The following is a 24,568-nucleotide window of genomic DNA, read 5'->3' on the forward strand; positions in this document are numbered from 1 at the left end:
CATTTCCCCGCGTCCTGTTGGGGCGCCCCGCCCCCCGCGGCTAGCCTGAGGCGCATGGCCCTCGGAACCGCCTCCACCAGGACCGATCACGCGGTCACCATTCGCGAGCTGCTGGCCTCGGGACAGCGCTCGTACTCCTTCGAGTTCATGGCACCGAGGACCGAGAAGGGCGAACGGACGCTCTGGGACGCCATCCGCCGCATCGAGGCGGTCGGCCCCACCTTCGTCTCCGTCACCTATGGCGCGGGCGGCACCTCGCGGTCCGGCACCGTCCGGGCGACCGAGCGCATCGCCTCCGACACCACCCTCACGCCCGTGGCGCACCTGACCGCGGTCGACCACTCCGTCGCCGAGCTGCGCAACATCATCGGCCAGTACGCCGACGCCGGGATCCGCAACATGCTCGCGCTGCGCGGCGACCCGCCCGGCGACCCGATGGGGGAGTGGCAGCGGCACCCCGAGGGTGTGGACTACGCCTACGAACTCGTCCGGCTCATCAAGGAGTCGGGCGACTTCTGCGTCGGCGTCGCGGCCTTCACGGAGATGCACCCGCGCTCGACCGACTGGGAGAGTGATACGCGTCACTTCATCGCCAAGTGCCGTGCCGGCGCCGACTACGCCATCACCCAGATGTTCTTCGACGCGGAGGACTACCTGCGGCTGCGTGACCGGGTCGGTAAGGGCGGTTGCGAGACGCCCATCATTCCGGAGATCATGCCGGTCACGAACGTGCGCCAGATCGAGCGCTTCGCGCAGCTGGGCAACGCGCCTTTCCCGCCGGAGCTCGCGGACCGTATCCTCGCGGTCAAGGACGATCCGGCCGCGGTGCGGGCGATCGGGGTCGAGTACGCGACGGAGATGTGCCGGCGGCTGATGGCCGAGGACATTCCCGGGCTGCACTTCATTACCCTTAATCACTCCACGGCGTCGTTGGAAATCTACGAGAATCTGGGACTGCACCAGAGGTCGTGAGGGCGGAGCCGCCGCCCCGGTGGGCCGACGACGGTGAACGGTGAGGAAGTGCTCTCATGGCCTACACAGTGCTCTACATCGCCTTCGGCGTGGTCGCGCTGTGGCTGCTCGGCGAAGTGCTGCTCCAGTACAAGGCCCGGCTCAGGTGGCGACTGCTCGCCTTCGCGGGATTCATGGGCGTCGTCCTCGGCGTCTACCTGCCGTCCGTCGTCGTGATCGTCCTGGGTGCGCTCGCCTTCGGCGCCGGTCAGACCTTCGTCACGCTCTCCTACCGGCGGGGCTTCGTCGAGGGATGGGCCCTCAACGTCCCCAAGGGCGACCGCGACGGCGGCGGCGCCGACGACGGCGACGATGACGACGAGCCCGCGCCGGCCTCGCGCCGCGGACGCCGCGGCCGGGGCGCGCGCGGCGAGGCCGCGGAGGGCCACGACGGCTACACCGCCGAGCCGGTGACCCAGGATCCGGCCGGGGACCCCGGCGCCGGTGTCCCGGACGGCGCGGCCGCCGGGCAGTCGTACGACGTCTACGCGGGCCCGCAGCAGGGTGCACAGGGCGTCCCGGGCGCGCAGGGCATGGACTCCACGCAGGTCTACCAGCCGATGCCGCTGCACGAGGACAGCGGCGAGTACCCGGCGTACAACGCGCAGCCGCAGCCCGGGTACACCGCCGCCGATCCGTACAACGGCGGCGGCTACGAGGGCTACGGCACCACCGGCTACGGCGACTGGAACAACGGGGCGCAGCAGCAGCCCGCTGCGGCCTCGTACGACGCCTACGGGCAGCCGCAGCAGACCGGCGGCTGGGAGACCCAGCAGGCGTACGGGACCTACGGCGGCTACCAGGACCCGTACCAGCAGGGTCAGGGCGCCGGCGGGCAGCAGCAGGGGTACGGCTACGACACGCCCGCGGGCGGTGTCTGGGTGCCGCAGCAGGGCGCCGAGCAGCAGCCGTACATCCCGCAGCAGCAGAACTCCTACGACCAGCAGCAACAGCAACAGCAACAGCAGCAGCCGCACGAGCAGCAGGGCCAGCCGGGCCAGGGGCAGTACGACCCGTACGACCCCTACCGCTACAACTAGCGGGGCCTCAGCGGCTGCCGCCGGGGCCGCCCGCGATCAGGTCGGCGGTGATGGCCCCGGACATGCCCGTGTGCGCGAGCCCGCCCCCGGGGTGGGACCAGCCACCGACGACGTGCAGTCCGGGCACCGGAGTGCGGTTGTCGGGGTGCAGGTGCGCCCCGTCGGCGCCGGCCAGGGCGGGACGGGGGATCCGGCCGCCCGGGAGCCCCGTTTCCCGCTCGGTGTCCGCCGGGGTGTGCACCCGGCGCCACAGCAGGCGGTCCGCGAGGTCCGGCAGGGCGGCCGCGGCCGCCGACAGCACCGCGTCGGCGTACCGGTCGTCGAGGCCGGGGGCGTTCCAGTCCTGCCCGCCGGCGCCGCCCTGCGGGGGCACGGTCGCGCTGACGGTGACCGCCTCCGACGCGTCGTCGGGGCGCAGGGTGTCGTCGTCGGGCCGCAGCACCGTGACGGTCATCCGCTCGTACAGCTCGCCGCGTGCCAGGGCCGCCGCCTCCGCCGCCTGGTCGGGGGCGTGGACGACCGTGCGGTGTGCGGTGCCGCCGGGCCGCGCACCGCGCAGCGCCAGGCACACCGTCAGCCGGCCGGGGCCCTCGCCGTCCAGGCCGGGCGGGACGGCTTCCCCGGAGCCGGGCAGCAGTGCCGACAGCACCCGGGGCGCGACGCCCGCGACGACCTGGTCGGCCTCCACCCTTGTGCCGTCGGCGAGTTCGAGTCCCGCGGCGCGGCCGTCCTTCTCCACGACCGCCGCGACGCCCGTGCCGAAGTGGAACTCCACCCGCCGTTTCCGGCACCGCTCGTACACGGCGTCCGCCAGCGCACGCATCCCGCCGCGCACGTACCAGGAGCCGAAGGTCTGCTCGATGTACGGCAGCACGGCGGCGCTCGCCGGGGCCGTGCGCGGGTCGAAGCCGTGGGCCAGGGCGTAGGAGCCGAGCAGGGCGGCGAGGCGCGGGTCGCGCAGTTCGCGGGCGGCGGTCTCGGCCAGCGTCGGCGCGCCCCGCCGGAACAGGCCGCGGCGGACCGGCGCCGCCGGGTACGGGTCACGGCCGAGGGCGGCCGGGCCGACCGCGAGCGCGTCCTCCAGCAGCGGCCTGCGGGTGGCGTCCCACACGTCGCGGGCGCGCACCAGCAGTTCGCTCCAGCGCTCGCCCGCGCCCTCGCCCAGCGCGGCGTCCAGCGCGGCCACCACACCGCCGCGCGAGGCGTTGGGCAGGACGGCCTCCGTGCCGTCCGCGAAGAGATGGCGGCCGGCGGGCTCCACCTGGGACAGCGCGACGCTCTCCTCCAGGCTCTTCCTGCCGGTCTTCAGGAACAGGTCGCGGTAGACCGCGGGGAGATGCAGCAGACCGGGCCCGGTGTCGAAACCGAAGCCGTCCCGCTCGTACCGGCGGACGGCGCCGCCGTGCGACGCCGCGCGCTCGTACACCGCCACCCGATGCCCGCCCGTGGCGAGCCGGGCGGCCGCCGCCATGGCGCCCATACCCGCGCCGATCACCGCAATCCGTGCCATGTCCAGGACCCTATCCCCAGCCGCTGACAGTCCCTTGGCCGGACCGGCGCTGACGGCGCCGCTCCCTCCAGCGCCGCCAGGAGCGGCGGATCCGGGACATCACGAAGAACACCGTCGTGACGCCGACCGCGAGCAGCGTCGCCGCGACGACCGCCGCCGCGACCGGGTGGAACAGCGCGAGCACGATGACCCCGGAGACGCCGACGTCCTCCGCGAGACTGACCACGATGTTGCTCGCGGGCTCAGGCGAGGTGTTGACCCCCAACCGCACTCCGGCCTTGACCAGATGGCTGACCAGGGCCGTCGTGCCGCCGACCGCCCCGGCCGCCAGCTCGGGCAGCGAGCCGTTCTGCCCCGCCAGCAGAGCGGCCACGACGGCGCCCGCGACCGGCCGGATCGCCGTGTGGACGGCGTCCCACGCGGTGTCGACGTAGGGGATCTTGTCCGCCACCGCCTCGCACAGGAAGAGCACGCCGGCCACGACCAGCACATCCGTGCGCTCCAGTGCCGGGGGCACCTCGTCGCTGATCCCGGTGGCGCCCATCAGGCCGAGAAGGAAGACCACGGCATAGGCGTTGATCCCGCTCGCCCAGCCGCTGGTGAATACGAGCGGAAGAACCGACATGGGCGCTGATGCTAGCGAAGCCGCGCGGGGCGCTGAGCGGTACCGCCCACGAGTGAGTATCCGTACCTAGACGCGCACTTGAGTACCTGCGCGGATGAGCGCGACCCCGCCGGGACGCCAAGGTGGTGTCAACGGACGGGCAAGGCGCCGGGACCGCCGGCACGGGGCGGCGGAACGGCGCGGCGCACGGACGGGAACGGGGGGCACCACGGGGGAGCGCCACCCCGGCACGACCCGGCGGGGGACCGGGTCGCACCGGGGCGGCGCGCCCCCTTCGCCGCTAGGTGCGGGCCCGGCCCGCGACCCGGCCCTGCAGCAGCCGGGACAGGGCGGCGTGCACGTCGTCGATCGACCGCTCCGGCTGGAACGACAGCCAGTCCAGCGCCGCCACCAGCACCATCCCGAACAGGGCGGCCGCCGTCAGCGGCACGTCGATCTCGTCGCTCAACTCGCCCGCCTCGACGGCCGCCTGGAGTGTCCGCTCCACGACGGCCACGGCCTCCTTGCGCAGCACCATGAGCGTGTCCTGCCACGCCCGGTTGGTGCGCCACAACTCGGCGACGTACAGCTGCGTGAAGGACGGGTACTCCGCGATGAAGGCCAGGCCCGCGCGGATCATCGCGTCGATCGCGTCCACCTGGGTGCCGCCGCGGGCGGTCACGGTCTCGCCCGCCTCCTTCAGAGAGGTGGTCAGCAGACCGACGCCGTGCCGCAGCAGCTCCTCGAAGAGCTCGTTCTTGCTGGCGAAGTTGTAGTAGACCGTGCCCTTGGCCACGCCGGCGCGATCGGCGATCTCGTCCACCGTGGTGGCGGAGAAGCCCTGCTCGGCGATGAGGGTGACCGCGGCCTGGAAGAGCTTCTGCCGGGTGGCCTGCCGTCGTGCACTGTTCATGACGTCGATTGTCTACGGCCGCGCAGCCCCGGCGTCACAGGGACAGCTCCGGGTGCAGCCGGGCCGGCGTCCAGACCTGCTTGCGGCGCGCCGACCACGCGGTGAGCGCCAGCGCGCCCGCGGTGAACAGCGCCAGCACCAGGCAGGCCCGCCACACCGGCCACAGGCCCCCGCCCGTGATGAGGTGCCGCAGCCCCTCGACGACGTAGCTCATCGGCAGGAACGGGTGGACGGCGTTGAAGAAGCCCGGGCTGGTCTGCACGGGGTAGGTGCCGCCGGCCGAGGTCAGCTGGAGCATGAGCAGTGCCAGCACCAGGACGCGGCCCGCCGGGCCGAAGCGGGCGTTGAGCCACTGCACGATCGCGCCGAAGCAGGCGGTCACCAGCACCAGGAAGCCGATCGTGCCCCCTGCGCGGGCCATCCGCAGGCCGACGGCCCAGTGCAGTACGGCCATCAGCGCGAGCGTCTGGAGGACGCCGACGGCGACGACCGGCAGCCAGCCCGCCACCGCGATGCGCCACGCGGGGGCGCCCGCCGCCATGGCGCGCTTGTTCAGCGGTGGCAGCAGCATGTAGGCGACCATGGCACCCACCCAGAGGGACAGCGGGATGAAGTACGGGGCGAAACCGGTGCCGTAGTTGGGCGCCTTGTGCAGTGCGCCGGAGGCCAGCCGCACGGGGTCGGCCATCACCTTGGTGCGGTCCTCGCGCTCCTCGGTGCCGTAGTCGGGGATCCGCGCGGCGCCGTCGTGGAGGCCGTCGGCGAGCCGGCCGCTGCCGTCGGTGAGCCGGGTCAGGCCGCTGGTGAGCCGGTTGCTGCCGTCCGACAGCCGGTACATGCCGCCGGCCAGGCCGTCCGCGCCGGAGGACAGCCCGGTCAGTCCGCTGTCGAGGCTCCCGGCGCCCGCCGTGGCGGTGTGCAGGCCCTTGGAGACCTTCCAGGCGCCGGCGTTGAGCTCGTTGACGCTGTCGACGGCACTTTGCAGGCGGTCGCCCAGGTGCGGGTCGGACAGGTCCGCGGCGACCGAGTGCAGCGTGCCCCGGTCGTCGCGGAGTCCGTCCAGTCGGGCGTCGTGGGTGCGCACATAGGTGTCGAGCCGGCCGGCGACCCGCACGACCTCGTCCGCGGCGGCCCCGGCCTTGTCCAGCGCCCGGCACTCGGGGGTGACGGCGCCGAGCGGGCACTGCTGCGCATAGGCGCCGTGCACCTGGGCGGCGGCGGCCTTCGCGTCGCTCGCGGCGCGCTGCGCCTGCCCCGGCAGGTCGCCCAGACCGTCCTTCGCGTCCTGGGAACCCCGTGCGACCAGCCGCGCCACCGCGTTGATCTCCTTGACGTGCTTCTTGACGAAGGCGAGTTCGTCGGACGCGCCGTTGACCTCGTCGGCGAGCCTCTGGGTGCCCGCCGCGACGCGGACGGCGCCGGTGTCCAGCGCGTCCAGTCCGCCGGCGAGGGCGTGGCTGCCCTTCTTCGCGTCGCGCAGTCCGTTCGCCAGCCGCCGGGCACCGTCCTCGGCGCTGCTGATGCCGTCGCCGAGCTCCTTGGAACCCGTCCGGGCCGAACCGGCCCCCTTGGTGACGTCGTCCGCGCCGTCCGCGGCCTGCACCGTCCGGTCGTGGAGGTCGGAGAAGGAGACGAAGATCTTGTCGTAGAAGCCGCGCGACGCCTTGGCTGAGGCGGCGGAGCGCACCTCGGAGAAGACCGTCCGGGAGATCTGGCCGACGATGTAGTTGTTCGCGTCGTTCGTGCGCACCTGGAGCGCGCCGCTCTCGGGACGCCGGCCCGCGCTGGAGCCGATGCGGGAGCTGAAGTCCGGCGGGACGGTCAGCGAGAGGTAATAGGTGCCGTCCTCGACACCCCGGGCGGCCTCGGCGACGCTGGTCTCGTGCCAGTCGAACGTGGCGCTGCCGCGCAGCCCTTCGGCGATGGAATCGCCCGCGGCGAGCCGCTGCCCGTCCACGGTGGCGCCCTTGTCGGCGTTCACCAGGGCGACGGGGATCCTGTCCAGCCGCCCGTACGGGTCCCAGAACGACCACAGGTACAAGGCGCCGTAGAGCAGCGGCAGGAGCAGCAGCGCCACCATGGCCGCGCGGGGCAGCCGCCCCCTGCCGAACCTCCTCAGCTCAAGCGCTGCCAGCCTCGGCGTGCGCATGGGCCGCCCCCTTCCCGCTCGTGGCGCCGGCGTTCCCACCGGCCCCGGTCTCGATGTCGTCCTTTGCCGCGCTCCCGGTGCGGGTCGCGGCCACGGGTGGGCGCGGACGGACCACCAGGGCGTCCTCGGGCGCCCGCGTGCAGACCGCCAGCACGGTGGTGCCGCCCGCGGCGATGCCGCGCAGCATCGCCCATGCCTCGTCGCGTTCGGCCGGACCCAGCTTGTGGTCGACGTCGTCGACGGCCAGGACCTCGGGGCGGCCGAGGAGCGCGAGCGCGGTGCCCAGGCGCAGGGCTTCCAGGCGTTCCAGGTCGCGGGCGGCGGTCCGTTCGGCCTTGGGCAGGGCGGCGGGATCCAGTCCGGCCGCCTCCAGTGCCCCGGCGACCCGCAGCCGTCCCTCCGCCTCCCGCTCCGCGCGGGGCCGCGCCCAGCCGCGCAGCGACTCGCCGAAGCGCCGTTGCAGCAGCTGCCGTTCGCGCAGGTGCTCGCCCACGGTGAGCGCGGGGTCGAGCTCGCAGACCCCGTCGACGGGGCCGAGGGCGGCGACCCGGCGTACGGCGGCGAGCTGCCGCGGCAGCCGGTGCCCGGCCACCTCGGCGTGTCCCTCGCCGGCCCGCATGCGCCCGGTCAGCGCGAGCAGCAGACAGGTGCGGCCGGTCCCCGAGGCTCCCTCGACGGCGATCAGACTGCCCGCCGGTGCCGTGAAGGTGACATCCCGGAATGTCCAGCCCCGGGGCCCCTCGAGCCCGAACCCCTCCGCGGTGATCACTCGCCCGCCCCCGTTCCCGTCCCTGTTTTTGAACTGACCAGTCAGTGCAAAAACTGTAGCGCACTCCGCCTGCCCTCATTGAATGCACAGGTCAGGGCGATTGTCAGAGGGGTGCTTCACGATGAGTTGCGAAGGCCAGGAACTGTCGGACACGTCGTACGAAGACAGGAGGTACGTGATGACCGCGCCAGCTCGCAGGACCGCCGCCGGCGGCGGTGCCACCGACGTCCATCCCGTTCTGCGCAGGGCGGGTGCCCCCGCCGCCGCGCTCGATCTGCTCGCCCAGGCCGCGCGGGGACTCCAGGAGGCCGCCGCGCTGGAGACCGCCAACGACCGCTACGCCACCGCCCATTTGGCCGCACTGCGCACCGCGGCCGCCGTGCTCGCCGTGCACGGCCGCCCGGAGCCGACGAAGCGGCGCCGGCAGCGGATCCGCAGCGCGTGGGAGGTGCTGCCCGAGGTCGCGCCCGAACTGGCCGAGTGGGGCGCCCTGTTCGAGGCGGGCGCCGGGCGCAGGGCCCTGGCCGAGGCGGGCATACAGGGGGCCGTGACCCGGAGGGACGCCGACGACCTGGTCCGCGCCGCCGGGATGTTCCTGCGGCTCGTCGAGCGCCTGCTCGCGCTGCAGCCCGTCCTGCCGCGGCAGCAGGTGGACCGCCCGGCTTGATCGGGAGGCTTCGCGCGGCCCACTAGAGTGGGTGCCAGGCCGGGCCGACCGGTCCCGAGCCCCGACCGCCCGCGAGGAGCCGTCCGCATGTCCCGTCCAGGAGGGACCGAACCGCTGCGTCCCCGCGCAGCCCTGCGTACTGCCGTGGTCTGGGAGGTGCTGCGCGAGGCGCTGGACCGGCAGGCCAAGGCCGCCGGCCGGGACGTCCTCGACGTGCTCGACACGGGCGGGGGCACCGGCAACTTCGCCGTGCCGGTGGCCAGTCTGGGTCACCGCGTCACCGTCGTCGACCCCAGCCCCGACGCGCTCTTCGCCCTGGAGCGGCGCGCCGCCGAGGCCGGTGTCACCGAACGGGTCCACGGTGTCCAGGGCGACGCCCACGGGCTCCTGGACGTCGTGCCCGCCGGCAGCCAGGACGTGGTGCTCTGCCACGGCGTACTGGAGTACGTGGACGATCCCGCCGAGGGCATCCGCAACGCCGTCGGCAGCCTGCGCCCCTCCGGCACCCTGAGCCTGCTCGCCGCCGGCCGCCACGGGGCCGTGCTCGCGCGCGCCATCGCCGGTCACTTCGCCGAGGCCCGGCACACCCTCGACGACGCCGACGGCCGCTGGGGCGAGGGCGATCCGGTGCCGCGCCGCTTCACCGCCGGCGAACTGACCGCGCTGGTCGCCGACGCGGGCCTGCGGGTCGGCGCGGTGCACGGCGTGCGGGTCTTCGCCGATCTGGTCCCCGGCGTGCTGGTGGACACCGAACCGGGCGCCCAGGAAGCACTCCTGCGACTGGAACTCGCCGCCGCGGAGCAACCCGCGTTCCACGCGGTGGCCACCCAGTTGCACGTGCTGGCCGAGCGCGGCTGACACCGTCCCCCGGCCCGGGGCCCCTTACACCTTCCGGTCACTCAGCGGGAGGAGTCCGTCACACGCCCCCCGAGAAGCGGTTCCGGGCCGTATGCTGGCATGACGTGGCGTTCGACGGGGAAAACCTCCCCCGTCGGATTGGCGCAGTGGGGCGGGTTTCACGGGGGCGATTCCCTGCCTATCCTGGAAGGGTCGTAACGGTCGCTCCCCCGCGACCGACGAGTAGGAGGACTCCGTGCCGCTCTCGGAGCACGAGCAGCGCATGCTCGAGCAAATGGAGCGAGCGCTGTACGCCGAAGATCCCAAGTTCGCGTCGGCGCTTGAGGGAAGCGGGCTGCGCACCTACACCAGGCGGCGGGTCTACCTGGCTGTGGCGGGCTTCCTGGTGGGCATCGGACTGCTGATGGCCGGCATGATCGCCCAGCAGCCCTGGATCAGTGTCGTGGGATTCCTGGTCATGCTCGGCTGCGCCGTCCTCGCCGTCACCGGCTGGCGTCGCGCCGCACGGCCGGGCTCCACTGCGGCGCCCGCTGGACACTCCCATCCGGGCAACCCGGGCCGCGCGCGACGCCAGTCGCGCCGCGGAATGATGGACCGTATCGAGGAGCGGTGGCAGCGCCGCCGCGACGAACAAGGCCAGTGAAGCACGGCCCGACCGACCCAGCGCCTTCCACTGACTTCGCCCATGGGGGCGGGATCCCGACCGGGACCCGCCCCCATTCGCGTCCCCGGGCCGGCACCACAGCAAGCCCCCGCGGCCGCTCACCCGCCGTGGAGGGCCGGTAACGGAAAAAGGGGGCGGCATTCCCCGTCGGGAATGCCGCCCCCCTTCCGTACGCGGGCTAGGAAGCGCCGCGCCGCAGCGGTCGGCGCATCAGGTCACCGGCGCTCCGGAAGCGGTCGGAGGCCCGGGTGGTCCGGTCCGTCCAGGCCTCGCTGATCCGCCACAGGAGACGGACCGACGAGCGCGGCAGCAGCAGCGCCCGCAGCCGGCCGGTGCCGTCCGCCGAGCGCCGCAGGCCGTCCGCCACCAGGCGCACATCGGCCGCGCTGCCCAGGGCCGAGGTCGGCCGCGGCGAGAACAGCGCCTGCTCCACGGCGTCACCGAGCCGCCGGGCCGCCTCCTGCGAGGGGCCCTCCAGCCCGCCGTCCCGGACGAGCCGGGCCACCACGGCGCGCGGTGTCTCGGACTCGTTGGGCCGCAGGCCGTGGTCCCAGGCCGTGTCGACGAGCTCCTGCCACACCGCCAGCGTGCGTGCCCCCTCACGGGCGCCCGGCTCGGCGAGGTCCCGCCCGGTCAGCCGCAGCCACGCCTCCTCGGCCGCCGGGTCGTGCCGGCCGGACAGCCGCCGTGCCCGCACCCGGTGCCGCCACAGCAGCGGCACGAGGAGCACGAGGACCAGCAGCACGAGCACGCTCGCGACCCAGAACCACACACTGCCCAGCAGGTCCCGCACGCCCTGCCAGAAACCGCCTGCCGGGGGAGCGCTGTCGGCGGACCCGGCCAGCGGGTCGCAGTCGCCGAGCTGGATGTCCTTGGCCGCGCAGGTCGGCGTGGCGGTCGGGCCGTGCTCCGGCGCGACCGTCGGGTCCTGCTGGGGGGTGTCGGTGCCGGCGCCCGCCGGGTCCGGGGCCGTGGTCTGCGCGGTGTAGTCCGGGGTGGTGCCCCGGGTCGGGGTGGGCTCGAAGCGGGTCCACCCGATGCCCTCGAAGTACAGCTCGGGCCAGGCGTGCGCGTCCTTCAGCCCCACCGAGTACGTGCCGTCGGACTGGGGCGTGCCCGGGGTGAAGCCGACGGCCACCCGGGCCGGGATGCCGAGCGTCCGGGACATCGCCGCCATGGTGAAGGCGAAGTGGATGCAGAAGCCTTCCTTGTTCTTCAGGAAGCGCGTGATCGCCTGCACACCCGTGCCGGAGCGCACTGACGTGTCGTACGTGAAGGCGCCCGAGGTGAACCAGCGTTGCAGCGCCACGGCCCGCTCGTAGTCGTTGGTGGCGTCCTTGGTGATGTCCAGCGCGGTGCGGTTGACCTCCTCCGGCAGCGAGTCCGGCACCTTGGTGTACTCCGCGCGCAGCTTCGCCGGGGCCGGCGGGGCGGCGGCCAGCTGCTGGGCCGTCGGCTGCAGCCGCAGGCTGGTGACCTGGTAGCTGGCACCTGAGGTGTTCTGCCCGCGGTCGCCGATGATGGTCCGGCCCTCGGGCTCGTACCGCCAGCGGCCGTCGACGTGCACCTGCTGGGCGGGGTACGGCATCGGCAGCCACATCTGCACATAGCCGCGGTCCGCGACGATCGAGGTCTCGGTCAGGGAGGTCGCTGTCTGCGGACCGAGGCCCTGCGGGGCGGGCAGCACCTTGGGCACGTCGGTGAGGGCGCGTTGCGAGGGCTCCCACTTGTCGCCCGTGAACCGGTCGAGGGACACGATCCGCAGATACATGTCGCCGGTCGACTGGCTGTTGGTGCGGTAGCGGAGCACCTCCCGGTCCTGGGGCTGGTTCAGGTTGTCCTGGAGGGCGACCACCGGGTTGACCGCAGCGATGGTCCCGCCACCGCCCCCGCCGCCCTGGCCCGCGCCCGTCGCCTGGAGCAGTCCGCCGCCCAGCCCGGGGGCCAGGCCCGCCAGGAGTGCCACGCCCAGCGCGACCGCCCCGATGCGGTGCCCGGTGCGCACCGGCGCCACCGCACCGCCGCCCGATACCGCCGCGGGGCCGCCCCCGCCGCGCGCCGCGCCGCCCGGCCCGCCGAAGATCCTGCCCCAGCGCGCGAGCCGGTCCCGGCCCTCGGCGAGCAGGAGCAGCAGATAGCCCACGCCGGCGAGCAGGAAGAGCCACCACTTGCTCGCGCCCCCGGACAGCCCGGCCGCGACCGAGTACAGCGCCAGCAGCGGCAGTCCCGCCGGGGCCGCGCTGCCGTAGGTGACCGCCAGCGCGTCCACGACCAGCCCGATCACCAGGACGCCGCCCACCAGCAGCAGGCGGATGCCCTCGGTGACCGGCGCCGGGATGGCGAACTGGCCCACGTCCTGCACGCCCGCCGTCAGCAGCCGTCCGAACTCGGTGAAGGCCGGGGGCCCGGGGAACACCCCGAGCACGGCCTGGTCGTGGACGAAGATCAGGGTGAGCGCCAGCAGCGACACGATGCCCTGCGCCGCGATCGTCAGCGGCCTGGCCAGCGGCACCCGCCGGGCCGCGGCGCCGACGCCGGTCTGCAGCAGGACCAGGGCCATGGCCTGGACGACCCACGAGCTCGGTGTCGCCAGGGGCGTCAGCGCGAAGGAGGTCAGGATCGTCGCCAGCGCCGCGAACGCCGCGATCCGTCCGCGTCCGCTCATCATCGGGTTCCCGCCTCCTCCTGGGCGCGGCGCCGGTCGGCGCGCTGCCACAGCTCCGCCAGACCGTCGCCGTGGGAGACCGGCAGCACCGTCCAGCCGGCCTCGTGCAGCAGCCGCACGCTGCGCGCGGTGCCGTCCCGGTCGCTCACCGCCCCCGCCGGCAGGTCCGGCAGGTCCGTGCCGTGGTACGTCTCGCCGGTGTCCGCCCCGCCCCAGGCCTCGCGGCTCATCAGGAAGGCGACGGCGCCGCCGGCCCGCTGGCGCATCCGGGCGGCCATCGCGGCCTGCTCCTCGTCCAGGTCGCCGAAGAAGGCCACGAGCAGCCCCTCGCTGCCGGTCCGCAGCACGTCGAGCGCGCGCGACAGCCCGGCGCCGTCGGAGTGGTCGATCACGGCCAGTGTGTCGAGCAGTATCCCGGCGGCGTCCGAGGTGTCCGCGCCGAAGCCCTCGTGCCCGGGCACGGTGCTGCCGTTGTCGGTCAGCAGCCGTACCGTGTAGCCCCGCTCCAGCATGTGCACCGCGACGGACGCGGCTCCGGAGACCGCCCACTCGAAGGCCGAGTCGGGCCCGGCACCGAAGTAGGCCACTGCCCGGGTGTCCAGCAGGACGGTGCAGTGGGCCCGGTGCGGCTGCTCCTCGCGGCGCACCATGAGCTCGCCGTACTTGGCGGTGGAGCGCCAGTGCACGCGGCGCAGGTCGTCCCCGTGGCGGTAGCCGCGCGGGATCACGTCGTCCTCGCCGGCCAGCGCCAGTGCCCGGGTGCGGCTCTCGCCGTAGCCGGAGGAGTCGCCCTTGAGCTTGACCGCGGGCAGCGGCTCGACCCGGGGCACCACCGTCAGGGTGTCCTGCGCGCTGAAGGACCGGGTCAGCTCGCACATGCCGAAGGGGTCCGTCAGCCGCAGCTGCAACGGCCCCAGCGGGTAGCGGCCCCGCAGGTCGGAGCGGACCCGGTAGGAGACCTCCCGGTGGCCGCCGGGCTCCACGCGGTCCAGCACGAACCGCGGCCGGGGCCCCAGCACGTACGGCACCCGGTCCTGGAGCATCAGCAGCCCGGTGGGCAGCCGCGACACGTTGTCCATCCGCAGGTGGACCCGGGCCTCGGACATCGCCGGCACCCGCGACGGCGTCAGCCGGCGGCTGCCCGCGACGCGGTACCGCGTCCGGTGGAGCACGGCCACGCACAGCAGCGGCAGTACGGCCAGCAGCAGCCCGACGCGCAGCAGGTCGGTCTGGCCGAGCACGAACGCGCAGACCGCGGCGGCCACGCCCGCCGCGAGGAAGGAGCGGCCGCGGGTCGTGAGACCGCCCAGGGCGGCGCGGAGGCCGCCTTCACGCTCGGTCACGTGATGCCTCCTGCGCCCCGCCCTGTCTCGGATTCATCGGCTGCCGTACGGGTCGGGGACCGGGGTGCGCTGCACGATCTCGGCGACGACCTGTTCCGGCGTGCGCCGGTTCAACTGCGCCTGCGCCGTGGGCAGCAGACGGTGCGCCAGGACCGTGGAGGCCAGCGACTGGACGTCGTCGGGCAGGACGAAGTCCCGGCCGTCCAGGGCCGCCGCCGCGCGGGCGGCGCGCACCAGGTGCAGCGTCGCGCGGGGGGAGGCACCCAGGCGCAGGTCGGGGTGGTCGCGGGTGGCGGCGACCAGGGAGACGGCGTAGTGCCGCACCGCGGCCGACACGTGCACGGTGCGCACGGCCTCGACCAGCTTGACGATCTCGTGGGCGTGGGCCACCGGCTGGAGGTCGTCCAGCGGGCTGACACCCGCGTGCACGTCCAGCATCTCCAGCTCCGCCTCCATGCTCGGGTAGCCGATGGAGACCCGGGCCATGAAGCGGTCCCGCTGCGCCTCGGGCAGCGGATACGTTCCCTCCATCTCCACCGGGTTCTGGGTGGCGATGACCATGAAGGGGCTCGGCAGCGGGTACGTGCTGCCGTCGATGGTGACCTGCCGCTCCTCCATCGACTCCAGCAGCGCCGACTGCGTCTTGGGCGACGCGCGGTTGATCTCGTCGCCCACGACGATCTGCGCGAAGATCGCGCCCGGCTTGAACTCGAAGTCGCGGCGCTGCTGGTCGAAGACGCTGACACCGGTGATGTCCGACGGCAGCAGGTCCGGCGTGAACTGGATGCGCCGGACCGAGCAGTCGATCGACCGGGCCAGCGCCTTGGAGAGCATCGTCTTGCCGACGCCGGGGACGTCCTCGATCAGGAGGTGTCCCTCGGCGAGCAGCACCGTCAGGGCAGTCCGTACGACCTCGGGCTTGCCCTCGATCACGTTCTCCACCGACCGTCGTACGCGGTCCGCCGTGGCGGTCAGATCGCTGAGGCTTGCTCGCGACTCATAGGTCGTCACCCGGTTCTCCTCGGCCCGTTCCTGGGGTCGCGGTCATCCCTGGACCGGCCCTCCCCGTGTTTAAGGAGCATTCTCCCCTTCAACTATGCTCCGCGTCACTCGGCTTCCGTTACTCGTTCGTGATTTCCCGGAGCAGGCCGGTGTGGACGTCGAAGACAAATCCCCGCACATCATCCGCATGTGCCAGGAACGGCGAGGTCCGCACACGCTGTATGGACTGCCGGACGTCCTGGTCCACGTCGCGGAACGCCTCCACGGCCCACGTCGGGCGCTGGCCCACCTCTTCCTCCAGCTCCGTGCGGAAGTCCTCGGTGAGCGACTCCAGGCCGCAGCCGGTGTGGTGGATCAGCACCACCGAGCGGGTGCCGAGGGCGCGCTGGCTGATGGTGAGCGAACGGATGGTGTCGTCGGTGACCACGCCGCCCGCGTTGCGGATCGTGTGGCAGTCGCCGAGCTCCAGGCCGAGCGCGGCGTGCAGGTCGATCCGGGCGTCCATGCAGGCGACCACGGCGACCTGGAGGACCGGACGGGCGTCCATCCCGGGGTCGGTGAACCGCGCAGCGTAGCCGCGGTTCGCCTCGACCAGGCGATCGGTGACGGAGGAGGTGGCGGTGCCGGCGCCGGTGGCGGGCTGCTGCGCGTTTGTCGACATGGGACGACCGTAGACGGCGCGGGGCCGACACACCCGCTGCCGGGTCCGGCAAAACTCGGTCAAACACCCGCAGTGTGAGGTAAGCCACAGGCGTCGGCGTGGATCGCCCATGCGAGTGATTCCGTCGCGGCCGCACCCCTGTACGCCCGTGCCGGGGCGGGCTTCTCGTTGACCGTGGGGCCCCGTGGAGTAAAGTGGCGCGAAGTGGGTCGCCAGCCAGTGGCCGGTCAAGCGGGAGGTGCGGATGTTCCTCGGGACGTACGCGCCGCGGCTGGACGACAAGAGCCGGCTGGTCCTGCCCGCGAAGTTCCGCGAGCAGTTCGCCGACGGCCTGGTCATCACCAAGGGGCAGGAGCGCTGCCTCTGCGTCTGGCCCGCGGCGGGCTTCCGCGCCTTCACCGAAGAGCTCGGCAGGGTGCCGGTCACTTCGAAGGCGGCCCGGGACTACATGCGCGTGCTGTTCGCCGGGGCCCACGACGAGGTGCCCGACAAGCAGGGCCGCATCACCCTTCCGCAGCCGCTGCGCGACTACGCCGGCCTGCGCAGGGACTGCGCCGTCATCGGCGCCAACACCCGGGTGGAGGTGTGGGACGCCACCGCCTGGGAGGAGTACCTGGCCGCCCAGGAGGACGCCTTCTCCGCGTTGTCGCAGGAGGTGCCCCCCGGCCTACTGTGAGCCCGCCCCGTCCCGACCCCCGCACCGAGCCTTCCGAGGAGCCGCGCACACCCTCTGATCTAGCCTGATGGCTCACGTACGCGTACGTGACACTCGGCCTCCTCCCGCTCCGCGGTCCGCCGGCACTCCTTCCCCGGTGCCAGGGGTCCGTCCACGAGCGGGCGGGGACCCAGTGGTACGTCCCCGGAAGTACTTGAGAAGGGCCCCATGAGCACCACCCCCTCCGAGCCACGCCACGTCCCGGTCATGCTGGACCGCTGCCTGGACATGCTGGCCCCCGCCCTCGGCGCCCCGGGCGCGGTGGTCGTGGACGCCACCCTCGGCCTCGGCGGGCACAGCGAGGCCCTGTTGCGGCGCTTCCCGGAGGCCCGGCTCGTCGCCGTGGACCGGGACCCGGCCGCGCTGAAGCTGGCGGGGGAGCGGCTCGCCCCGTACGGCGACCGGGCCACCCTCGTGCACGCCGTGTACGACGAGCTGCCCGAGGTGCTGGGCCGGCTCGGAGTGCCCCGGGTGCAGGGCGTCCTGTTCGACCTCGGCGTCTCCTCCATGCAGCTCGACGAGGCCGACCGCGGCTTCGCCTACGCCCAGGACGCGCCCCTGGACATGCGGATGGACCAGAGCAGGGGCATCAGCGCCGCCGAGGTGCTCAACACCTACCCGCCGGGCGAGCTGGTCCGCGTCCTGCGCGAGTACGGCGAGGAGAAGTTCGCCCGCAAGATCGTCGAAGCGGTCGTCAGGGAGCGGGCCGCCGACCCCTTCTCCCACAGCGCCCGGCTTGTCGAGCTGATCCGGGAGGCGCTTCCCCAGGCGGCCAAGCGCACCGGGGGCAACCCGGCCAAGCGCACCTTCCAGGCGCTGCGCATCGAGGTCAACGGCGAGCTGACGGTGCTGGAGCGGGCGATCCCGGCCGCGGTCGCCGCGCTCGCGGTGGGCGGGAGGATCGCCGTGCTGTCGTACCACTCGCTGGAGGACCGCCTGGTCAAGGGCGTCTTCGCGGCCGGTGCGGCCACCACCGCGCCCCCCGGGCTGCCCGTGGTGCCCGAGGAGTACCAGCCCCGGCTGAAGCTGCTCACACGCGGCGCCGAACTGCCCACGGAGGACGAGATCGCCGCCAACCGCCGGGCGGCCCCCGCCCGGCTGCGCGGCGCCCAGCGGATCAGGGAGGCCCGGACATGAGCCGGCGCACGGCGGCACGGTCGCCCTTCGTCCTGCTGATCGTGCTGCTGCTCGGCGGCGGCCTGATCACCCTGCTGCTGCTCAACTCCGCGGTGAACCGGGACTCCTTCAAGCTCAGCGAGCTGCAGAAGGAGACCACCCAGTACACCGACGACGAGCAGGAGCTCCAGCAGGAGGTCGACCAGTACTCCGCCCCGGACGCGCTCGACCGGCGCGCCCGCGATCTCGGCATGGTGCCCGGCGGCAACCCGGCCTTCCTCGCCCCCGACGGCTCCGTGCTCGGCGACCCGGGCAACGCGAGCGACGACCCCGCCGCGCCGCCGTCGTCCCCGAGCACCGCCCCGGCCACGGTGGCCCCCAGCGGTTCCACCGCGGCCTCGCTGGGCCCGGCGCCCTCCACCAGCCCGCCCGCGAGCCCGTTCGCCGGATCGTCCGCCAGTCCGTCCGTCACCCCTCAGGAGACGCCGTGACCCCCGCCCCCGTACCGGGACGCCGGCGCACCCCGCCGTCCCGCGCCGGTGAAGGTACCGCCGCGTGGTGAGCCACGACGGCGAACCGCCCCGCAGGCGGCCCGTGCCCGGTGCCGGCCGCGACGCTGCGGGGCGCCGCCAGCCTCCGCGCGGCGGCGCGCGCAGGCCCGTTCCGCCCCGTGAGGCGCACGCCCCCGGCAACCCGCCGCCGCGGCAGCGGGTGCGGCGTCCCGCGCCGCGGGGACCGGTCTCGCCCTCCGGGGCGGCGCTGCTGCGGCTCGGCAGACCGCGCCCCCGGCTGCGGCTGGTGAGCCTGGCGCTCTCCCTCGTGATCCTGACCTTCGTCATCCGGCTCTTCCAGGTGCAGGCCGTCGACGCGGCGACGTTCACCGCCAAGGCGGAGATCAACCGGAACTTCAAGGCCACGCTGCCCGCCGAGCGGGGCACGGTCACCGACCGCAACGGCATCGACCTGGCCACCACCGTCGACGCGTACGACATCACCGCCGACCCGCTGCTGTTCACCCCCGAGTACGCCAAGGTCAAGGACGCCCCGCAGCGCGCGGCCGAGCTCCTGGCCCCGATCGTCGACGGCGACGCGCAGACCATCGCCAAGCAGCTGGCGAACTACCCCAAGTCGCGCAACGAGATCATCGCGCACCAGCAGTCGCCGCAGGTCTGGAACCAGATCAGGGACCTGCAGAACGCGCTGGCCGACAAGGCGGCCAAGGACGACGGCGGCAACTTCTTGGCCGGCGTCTTCCGGCTGCGGCACAGCAAGCGGGTCTATCCCGCGGGGGACCTCGCCGCCGGTGTCATCGGCTGGGTCAACGCCTCCGACGTCGGCGGCGGCGGCCTGGAGAACAGCCTCGACAAGCTCCTGGCCGGCAAGGACGGCACGATCACCTACGCCCAGTCCGGCGGCCGCCGGGTGCCCACGGCCAGCGTCCGCGAACGGGCGGCGGAGCCCGGCACGGACGTCGAGCTGACCCTCGACCGGGACATCCAGTGGGCGGCGCAGCGGGCCATCACCGACCAGGTGGCCGAGTCCGACGCCGACCGCGGCTACGTCGTCGTCCAGGACACCCGCACCGGTCAGATCCTGGCCATGGCCAACTCGCCCGGCTTCGACGCCAACGACCTGTCCAGGGCGGACGCCTCGTCGCTGCACAACTTCGCGATCGAGGACGCCTACGAGCCCGGCAGTGTCAGCAAGCTGATGTCCATGGCCGCCGTCCTCGACGAGGGCGTGGCCACCCCGGAGACCCATGTGACCGTGCCGGGCACGCTGCCCCGCGCCGACCGGGTCTTCCACGACGACGTGGACCACGGCACCTGGTACCTGACGCTCAACGGCGTGCTCGCCAAGTCGAGCAACATCGGCACGATCCTCGCCGCGGAACAGCTCGGCAAGAATCAGAAACAGGCCAATCGCGTCCTCTACTCCTACCTGAGCAGATTCGGCATCGGGCGGCCCACCGGGCTGGACTTCCCCGGTGAGACGCCCGGCATCCTGGCGAAGCCCGACGACTGGAACGCCTCCCAGCAGTACACGATCCCGTTCGGGCAGGGCCTGTCGCTGAACGCCGTGCAGGCCACCTCGGTCTACTCCACGATCGCCAACGGCGGTGTCCGGGTGGAACCCAGCCTGGTGCGCGGGACGACCGGCCCCGACGGGCAGTTCGTGCCCGCCGCCGCACCCAAGAAGACCCGTGTGGTCAGCACGAAGACCGCCCGGACGCTCGCCACGATGCTGGAGTCGGTCGTCGGCAGCGAGCAGGGCACCGGCGTCAAGGCCCGGATCGCCGGGTACCGCGTCGCCGGCAAGACCGGCACGGCCAACCGGGTGGACCCGGACACCGGCACCTACAGTGGCTACACCGCCTCCTTCATGGGTTTCGCGCCGGCGGACAAGCCCCGGCTGACCGTCTCCTGCGTGATCCAGAACCCCACGCGCGGCAGCTACTTCGGCGGGCAGATCTGCGGCCCGGTCTTCAAGCAGGTCATGGAGTTCGCCCTGAAGTCCCTGCGGGTGCCGCCCAGCGGTACGCGCGCGCCGGCCCTGCCGGTCGAATGGGGCCCGTCGAAGTCGTGAAGGGGCGTGAGGGACATCAACGGCGTGCGGGCGGAAGGACGGCGGACATGACCGAGGACGGCCCCGCCGCGGCGGGCACGCACGGTGGCGCGGCGGACGCGGAACGTCCGGGAGGCCCCGGGGGGCGAAGTGCCGCCCGGGAACCGGCGCGGAGGCCTTTTGGCCCCGGGACCGGCCCGGCGGGTACTCTCACCGCCGTGTCACTCGCTGATCAGTCCCCCACACCCGAACAGCCCCAGCCCGGCGCGCCCCGCCCTGTCCGGGTCCGCCCCAAGTCGCCCGCGGATCTGGCCGCGAGGCTGGGCGCGCGGCCGCCCGCGCAGGACGCCGCCCCGATCACCGGGATCACCCACGACTCGCGTGCCGTCCGTCCAGGCGACCTCTACGCGGCCCTGCCCGGGGCCCGCTTCCACGGCGCCGACTTCGCCCCCCAGGCGGCCGCTCTGGGCGCCGTCGCGATCCTCACCGACCCGGCGGGCGCCGAGCGCGCCGCCGCGACCGGGCTGCCGGTCCTGACGGCCCCGGACCCCCGCTCCTCGATGGGCGACCTGGCCGCCGAGATCTACGACCGGCCGGGCGAGGACCTGCTGCAGATCGGCATCACCGGCACGTCCGGGAAGACCACGACCGCCTACCTCGTCGAGGGCGGCCTGCGCGCGGTGCACGGCACCCGTACCGGCCTCATCGGCACCGTGGAGTCGCGGATCGGCGACGAGCGGATCAAGAGCGAGCGCACCACCCCCGAGGCCACCGACCTCCAGGCGCTGTTCGCGGTGATGCGCGAACGGGCCGTCGGCGCGGTCGTCATGGAGGTCTCCAGCCACGCCCTGGTGCTGGGCCGGGTGGACGGCGCGGTGTTCGACGTCGCCGTCTTCAACAACCTCAGCCCCGAGCACATGGAGTTCCACTCGGGCATGGAGGACTACTTCCAGGCCAAGGCGCAGTTGTTCACCCCGCGCCGCAGCCGGCTCGGCGTGGTCAACCTCGACGACGAGTACGGCCGCCGGCTGGTGCGCGAGGCGCAGGTGCCGGTGACGACGTTCTCCGCCGAGGGCCACCCGGACGCGGACTGGCGCGCCGAGCACGTCGAGATCGGCGCGCTGCGCTCCACGTTCACCGCGGTCGGCCCCGGGGGGCGGCGGATCAGCGCCGTGTCGCCGCTGCCGGGCCCCTTCAACGTCGCCAACGCACTCGCCGCGATCACCGCCCTCGCGGTGGCCGGGATCGACCCGCAGACGGCGGCCGACGGCGTGGCCGCCGTGCCGGGCGTCCCGGGCCGGCTGGAGCGGGTCGACGCGGGCCAGCCGTACCTGGCGGTCGTGGACTACGCGCACAAGACCGACGCCGTCGAGTCGGTGCTGCGGGCGCTGCGCAAGGTGACCAAGGGCAGCCTGCACATCGTGCTGGGCTGCGGCGGCGACCGCGACCAGACCAAGCGCGGCCCCATGGGCGCCGCCGCCGCGCGGCTCGCCGACACCGTGGTGCTCACCTCCGACAACCCCCGCTCCGAGGACCCCCTCGCGATCCTCACCGCGATGCTGTCCGGTGCCGCCGGGGTCCCGGCGCACGAGCGGGGCCACGTGATCGTCGAGCCGGAACGGGCCGCCGCCATCGCGACGGCCGTCTCCCTGGCCGGGCCCGGCGACACCGTGCTGGTGGCCGGCAAGGGCCATGAGCAGGGCCAGGACATCGCCGGAGTGGTACGCCCCTTCGACGACCGAGAAGTACTCCGCGCGGCCATCGGGCACGCCGCGGGCACACCAGCGCAGGAGAAGGACCAGGACCAGCTGTGATCCCACTCACCCTCGCCGAGGTCGCCCAGGCGGTCGGCGGGAGCACGTACGACATACCGGACCCCGGCCTTCGGGTCACCGGGTCCGTGGAGATCGACTCACGTCAGGTGCGGCCGGGCGGACTGTTCGTCGCCTTCCAGGGCGAGCGCGTGGACGGCCACGACTTCGCGGAGCAGGCCGTCGCGGCCGGCGCGGTCGCCGTACTGGCCGCCCGGCCGGTCGGTGTGCCCGCGATCGTCGTGGACGACGTCCAGCTCGCCCTCGGCCGGCTGGCCCGGCACGTGATCGAACGGCTCGGCGCGACCCTCGTGGCGCTGACCGGTTCGGCGGGCAAGACCAGCACCAAGGACCTCATCGCCCAGGTGCTCCAGCGGCTCGCCCCGACCGTCTGGACCCCCGGCTCCCTCAACAACGAGATCGGGCTCCCCCTCACCGCGCTGCGGGCCGACGAGTCCACCCGGCACCTTGTGCTGGAAATGGGCGCCCGCGGCATCGGCCACATCCGCTACCTCACCGAGCTGACCCCGCCGCGCATCGGCCTGGTCCTCAACGTCGGGACCGCCCATATCGGCGAGTTCGGCGGCCGCGAGCAGATCGCCCAGGCCAAGGGCGAGATGGTCGAGGGGCTGCCGGAGGCCGCCGAGGGCGGCATCGCCGTGCTGAACGCGGACGACCCCTTGGTGCGCGCCATGGAATCGCGCACCAAGGCGCGCGTCGTGTTCTTCGGCGAGGCCCCCGACGCCGACGTGCGTGCCGAGAACGTCCGTCTCAACGACCGAGGTCAGGCGGTCTTCACGCTCACAACGCCTACCGGGTGCAGCGAAGTGACCATGCGCCTGTACGGTGAGCACCACGTGTCGAACGCGCTCGCCGCGGCCGCCGTAGCCCGTGAACTCGGCATGCCCACAGACGAGATCGCCACCGCGCTCTCCGAAGCCGGGACGCTGTCGCGCTGGCGTATGGAGGTCGTGGAGCGGCCGGACGGCGTGACGGTCGTCAACGATGCCTACAACGCGAACCCCGAGTCCATGAGGGCCGCCCTGCGCGCGCTCGCGGCCATGGGGCGCGCCGCCGAGGCACGCGGGGGCCGCACGTGGGCGGTGCTGGGCGAGATGGCCGAGCTCGGCGGGGAGTCCCTCGCCGAACACGACGCGGTCGGACGGCTCGCCGTCCGGCTCAACGTCAGCAAGCTGGTGGCGGTCGGCGGCCAGGCGGCCGCCTGGGTGCAAATGGGCGCCTACAACGAGGGTTCGTGGGGTGAGGAGTCGGTGCACGTGTCCGACGCTGAGGCGGCGATCGACCTGTTGCGCAGTGAGCTGCGTCCGGGGGACGTCGTGCTGGTGAAGGCATCGAGGGCAGTCGGACTGGAACGGGTCGCGCTCGCGCTGCTCGACGGCGTCGAGGGCGGGGGCGCTCAGTAATGAACCAAGTTCTGGTCTCGGGCGTCCTCGGACTCTTCCTCTCCCTGATCGGCACCCCGATGCTGATCAAGCTGCTGGCCCGCAAGGGCTACGGCCAGTTCATCCGCGACGACGGCCCCAAGGAACACCACAGCAAGCGCGGTACGCCCACCATGGGCGGCATCGCGTTCATCCTGGCCACGCTGGTCGCGTACGCGCTCACCAAGGTGATCACCTCCGAGCGGCCGACGATCTCCGGCCTGCTGGTGCTCTTCCTCTTCGCGGGCCTGGGTGTCGTCGGCTTCCTGGACGACTACATCAAGATCGTCAAGCAGCGCAGCCTCGGTCTGCGCGCCAAGGCGAAGATGGCCGGCCAGCTGATCGTGGGCATCACCTTCGCGGTGCTGTCGCTGCAGTTCGCCGACTCCCGCGGGGTCACCCCCGCCTCCACGCGGCTGTCCTTCACCCAGGACTTCGGCTGGTCGCTCGGCCCGGTGATCTTCGTGATCTGGGCGCTGTTCATGATCCTGGCGATGTCGAACGGCGTGAACCTCACCGACGGCCTCGACGGTCTCGCCACCGGCGCCTCGGTGATGGTCTTCGCCTCGTACACGGTCATCGGCGTCTGGCAGTACGGGCAGTCCTGCTCGAACGTCGTCACCGCGGGGCCGGGCTGTTACGACGTGCCCCATCCGCTGGACCTCGCGGTCGTCGCGGCCGCGCTCATGGGCGCCTGCTTCGGCTTCCTGTGGTGGAACACCTCGCCGGCCAAGATCTTCATGGGCGACACGGGCTCCCTCGCGCTGGGCGGCGCGCTGGCCGGTCTGGCCATCTGCTCCCGCACCGAGATGCTGCTCGCCATCCTCGGCGGCCTGTTCGTCCTGATCACCCTCTCCGTGGTCATCCAGGTCGGCTCCTTCCGCCTCACCGGCAAGCGGGTCTTCCGCATGGCCCCGCTCCAGCACCACTTCGAGCTCAAGGGCTGGGGCGAGGTCCTGGTCGTGGTCCGCTTCTGGATCATCCAGGGCATGTGCATGGCCGTCGGCCTCGGCCTCTTCTACGCGGGCTGGGTGGCCGCGCAGTGACGCCGCCCTCCGGGCAG

The 24,568-nt window shown here is 73.4% G+C and carries 21 protein-coding genes; 12 read left to right on the top strand and 9 right to left on the bottom strand.

From position 1 onward, the window contains the following. Positions 1-54: 54 nt before the first annotated feature. Positions 55-972: a methylenetetrahydrofolate reductase [NAD(P)H] gene (gene metF / locus ACIP64_RS11245; protein WP_360911353.1), complete on the top strand. Its 918-nt coding sequence runs from the start codon at positions 55-57 to the stop codon at positions 970-972. Positions 973-1,028: 56 nt separating this feature from the next. Continuing rightward, positions 1,029-2,051 (top strand): hypothetical protein, encoded by a 1,023-nt coding sequence (locus ACIP64_RS11250; RefSeq protein WP_401584079.1) that lies wholly within the window; start codon positions 1,029-1,031, stop codon positions 2,049-2,051. 7 nt (positions 2,052-2,058) lie between these two features. Here ACIP64_RS11250 and ACIP64_RS11255 read toward each other — a convergent pair whose 3' ends face one another. The 5 genes from ACIP64_RS11255 to ACIP64_RS11275 all read right to left on the bottom strand — a co-directional run bounded on the left by ACIP64_RS11255 (position 2,059) and on the right by ACIP64_RS11275 (position 7,996). Then, the gene (locus tag ACIP64_RS11255; protein ID WP_401584082.1) at positions 2,059-3,561 is read right to left on the bottom strand and encodes a phytoene desaturase family protein; all 1,503 of its coding nucleotides are present in this window, start codon (positions 3,559-3,561) and stop codon (positions 2,059-2,061) included. Positions 3,562-3,571: 10 nt separating this feature from the next. After that, on the bottom strand, positions 3,572-4,186 hold the full coding sequence (locus ACIP64_RS11260) for a DUF4126 domain-containing protein (RefSeq protein ID WP_401584084.1): 615 nt from the start codon (positions 4,184-4,186) through the stop codon (positions 3,572-3,574). Positions 4,187-4,466: 280 nt separating this feature from the next. Then, entirely contained in the window at positions 4,467-5,078 is a 612-nt protein-coding gene (locus ACIP64_RS11265; RefSeq protein WP_401584087.1) for a TetR/AcrR family transcriptional regulator, read from the bottom strand. A 34-nt stretch (positions 5,079-5,112) separates the two neighbouring features. Next, on the bottom strand, positions 5,113-7,227 hold the full coding sequence (locus tag ACIP64_RS11270) for a YhgE/Pip family protein (RefSeq protein WP_401584089.1): 2,115 nt from the start codon (positions 7,225-7,227) through the stop codon (positions 5,113-5,115). Further along, positions 7,199-7,996, bottom strand: a complete 798-nt coding sequence (locus ACIP64_RS11275; RefSeq protein ID WP_401584092.1) for an ATP-binding cassette domain-containing protein — start codon at positions 7,994-7,996, stop codon at positions 7,199-7,201. Before ACIP64_RS11275 ends, ACIP64_RS11270 begins: the two co-directional genes overlap by 29 nt. Before the next feature lie 178 nt (positions 7,997-8,174). Here ACIP64_RS11275 and ACIP64_RS11280 point away from each other — a divergent pair, with 178 nt between their 5' ends. The 3 genes from ACIP64_RS11280 (at position 8,175) to ACIP64_RS11290 (ending at position 10,164) form a co-directional block, all read left to right on the top strand. Continuing rightward, on the top strand, positions 8,175-8,663 hold the full coding sequence (locus tag ACIP64_RS11280; RefSeq protein WP_401584094.1) for an SAV_6107 family HEPN domain-containing protein: 489 nt from the start codon (positions 8,175-8,177) through the stop codon (positions 8,661-8,663). Between the two features lie 87 nt (positions 8,664-8,750). After that, positions 8,751-9,521 carry a methyltransferase gene (locus ACIP64_RS11285; RefSeq protein WP_401584096.1) on the top strand — a complete coding sequence of 257 codons (771 nt, stop codon included), beginning with the start codon at positions 8,751-8,753 and terminating at the stop codon, positions 9,519-9,521. 235 nt (positions 9,522-9,756) lie between these two features. Then, complete coding sequence (locus ACIP64_RS11290) at positions 9,757-10,164, top strand: DUF3040 domain-containing protein (protein ID WP_389251364.1); 408 nt, start codon at positions 9,757-9,759, stop codon at positions 10,162-10,164. Between the two features lie 199 nt (positions 10,165-10,363). Here ACIP64_RS11290 and ACIP64_RS11295 read toward each other — a convergent pair whose 3' ends face one another. The 4 genes from ACIP64_RS11295 to ACIP64_RS11310 form a co-directional block, all read right to left on the bottom strand. Continuing rightward, positions 10,364-12,850 carry a DUF3488 and DUF4129 domain-containing transglutaminase family protein gene (locus ACIP64_RS11295; protein WP_401584099.1) on the bottom strand — a complete coding sequence of 829 codons (2,487 nt, stop codon included), beginning with the start codon at positions 12,848-12,850 and terminating at the stop codon, positions 10,364-10,366. Further along, positions 12,850-14,193 carry a DUF58 domain-containing protein gene (locus ACIP64_RS11300; protein WP_401584102.1) on the bottom strand — a complete coding sequence of 448 codons (1,344 nt, stop codon included), beginning with the start codon at positions 14,191-14,193 and terminating at the stop codon, positions 12,850-12,852. The genes ACIP64_RS11295 and ACIP64_RS11300 overlap by 1 nt, the downstream gene beginning before the upstream one ends. 33 nt (positions 14,194-14,226) lie before the next feature. Then, positions 14,227-15,204 carry a MoxR family ATPase gene (locus tag ACIP64_RS11305; RefSeq protein ID WP_360911904.1) on the bottom strand — a complete coding sequence of 326 codons (978 nt, stop codon included), beginning with the start codon at positions 15,202-15,204 and terminating at the stop codon, positions 14,227-14,229. Positions 15,205-15,313: 109 nt separating this feature from the next. After that, the gene (locus ACIP64_RS11310; protein ID WP_360911906.1) at positions 15,314-15,856 is read right to left on the bottom strand and encodes a carbonic anhydrase; all 543 of its coding nucleotides are present in this window, start codon (positions 15,854-15,856) and stop codon (positions 15,314-15,316) included. A 244-nt stretch (positions 15,857-16,100) separates the two neighbouring features. Here ACIP64_RS11310 and mraZ point away from each other — a divergent pair, with 244 nt between their 5' ends. From mraZ to mraY, 7 genes are all read left to right on the top strand, one after another. Beyond that, positions 16,101-16,532 (top strand): division/cell wall cluster transcriptional repressor MraZ, encoded by a 432-nt coding sequence (mraZ, locus tag ACIP64_RS11315; protein ID WP_401584106.1) that lies wholly within the window; start codon positions 16,101-16,103, stop codon positions 16,530-16,532. A 207-nt stretch (positions 16,533-16,739) separates the two neighbouring features. Then, the gene (gene rsmH, locus ACIP64_RS11320) at positions 16,740-17,708 is read left to right on the top strand and encodes a 16S rRNA (cytosine(1402)-N(4))-methyltransferase RsmH (RefSeq protein WP_401584109.1); all 969 of its coding nucleotides are present in this window, start codon (positions 16,740-16,742) and stop codon (positions 17,706-17,708) included. Next, entirely contained in the window at positions 17,705-18,178 is a 474-nt protein-coding gene (locus tag ACIP64_RS11325) for a septum formation initiator family protein (RefSeq protein ID WP_401584112.1), read from the top strand. The genes rsmH and ACIP64_RS11325 overlap by 4 nt, the downstream gene beginning before the upstream one ends. A 64-nt stretch (positions 18,179-18,242) precedes the next feature. Then, complete coding sequence (locus ACIP64_RS11330) at positions 18,243-20,273, top strand: peptidoglycan D,D-transpeptidase FtsI family protein (protein WP_401584114.1); 2,031 nt, start codon at positions 18,243-18,245, stop codon at positions 20,271-20,273. Between the two features lie 197 nt (positions 20,274-20,470). Further along, the gene (locus ACIP64_RS11335) at positions 20,471-22,066 is read left to right on the top strand and encodes a UDP-N-acetylmuramoyl-L-alanyl-D-glutamate--2,6-diaminopimelate ligase (RefSeq protein WP_401584117.1); all 1,596 of its coding nucleotides are present in this window, start codon (positions 20,471-20,473) and stop codon (positions 22,064-22,066) included. Beyond that, on the top strand, positions 22,063-23,487 hold the full coding sequence (gene murF / locus ACIP64_RS11340; RefSeq protein WP_401584120.1) for a UDP-N-acetylmuramoyl-tripeptide--D-alanyl-D-alanine ligase: 1,425 nt from the start codon (positions 22,063-22,065) through the stop codon (positions 23,485-23,487). The genes ACIP64_RS11335 and murF overlap by 4 nt, the downstream gene beginning before the upstream one ends. Next, positions 23,487-24,551, top strand: coding sequence for a phospho-N-acetylmuramoyl-pentapeptide-transferase (mraY, locus tag ACIP64_RS11345; RefSeq protein ID WP_389251344.1), 1,065 nt, complete (start codon positions 23,487-23,489; stop codon positions 24,549-24,551). The genes murF and mraY overlap by 1 nt, the downstream gene beginning before the upstream one ends. Positions 24,552-24,568: the final 17 nt, after the last annotated feature.

It is taken from the genome of Streptomyces sp. NPDC088733 (assembly GCF_044751185.1).
GTDB lineage: Bacteria > Actinomycetota > Actinomycetes > Streptomycetales > Streptomycetaceae > Actinacidiphila.

Coding starts and splice junctions, on each gene's coding strand:
- ACIP64_RS11260 (WP_401584084.1), bottom strand. CDS start 4,186: ATGTCGGTTCTTCCGCTCGTATTCACCAGCGGCTGGGCGAGCGGGATC.
- ACIP64_RS11250 (WP_401584079.1), top strand. CDS start 1,029: ATGGCCTACACAGTGCTCTACATCGCCTTCGGCGTGGTCGCGCTGTGG.
- ACIP64_RS11270 (WP_401584089.1), bottom strand. CDS start 7,227: ATGCGCACGCCGAGGCTGGCAGCGCTTGAGCTGAGGAGGTTCGGCAGG.
- ACIP64_RS11285 (WP_401584096.1), top strand. CDS start 8,751: ATGTCCCGTCCAGGAGGGACCGAACCGCTGCGTCCCCGCGCAGCCCTG.
- ACIP64_RS11255 (WP_401584082.1), bottom strand. CDS start 3,561: ATGGCACGGATTGCGGTGATCGGCGCGGGTATGGGCGCCATGGCGGCG.
- ACIP64_RS11325 (WP_401584112.1), top strand. CDS start 17,705: ATGAGCCGGCGCACGGCGGCACGGTCGCCCTTCGTCCTGCTGATCGTG.
- ACIP64_RS11280 (WP_401584094.1), top strand. CDS start 8,175: ATGACCGCGCCAGCTCGCAGGACCGCCGCCGGCGGCGGTGCCACCGAC.
- ACIP64_RS11265 (WP_401584087.1), bottom strand. CDS start 5,078: ATGAACAGTGCACGACGGCAGGCCACCCGGCAGAAGCTCTTCCAGGCC.
- ACIP64_RS11295 (WP_401584099.1), bottom strand. CDS start 12,850: ATGAGCGGACGCGGACGGATCGCGGCGTTCGCGGCGCTGGCGACGATC.
- rsmH (WP_401584109.1), top strand. CDS start 16,740: ATGAGCACCACCCCCTCCGAGCCACGCCACGTCCCGGTCATGCTGGAC.
- metF (WP_360911353.1), top strand. CDS start 55: ATGGCCCTCGGAACCGCCTCCACCAGGACCGATCACGCGGTCACCATT.
- ACIP64_RS11310 (WP_360911906.1), bottom strand. CDS start 15,856: ATGTCGACAAACGCGCAGCAGCCCGCCACCGGCGCCGGCACCGCCACC.
- mraY (WP_389251344.1), top strand. CDS start 23,487: ATGAACCAAGTTCTGGTCTCGGGCGTCCTCGGACTCTTCCTCTCCCTG.
- mraZ (WP_401584106.1), top strand. CDS start 16,101: ATGTTCCTCGGGACGTACGCGCCGCGGCTGGACGACAAGAGCCGGCTG.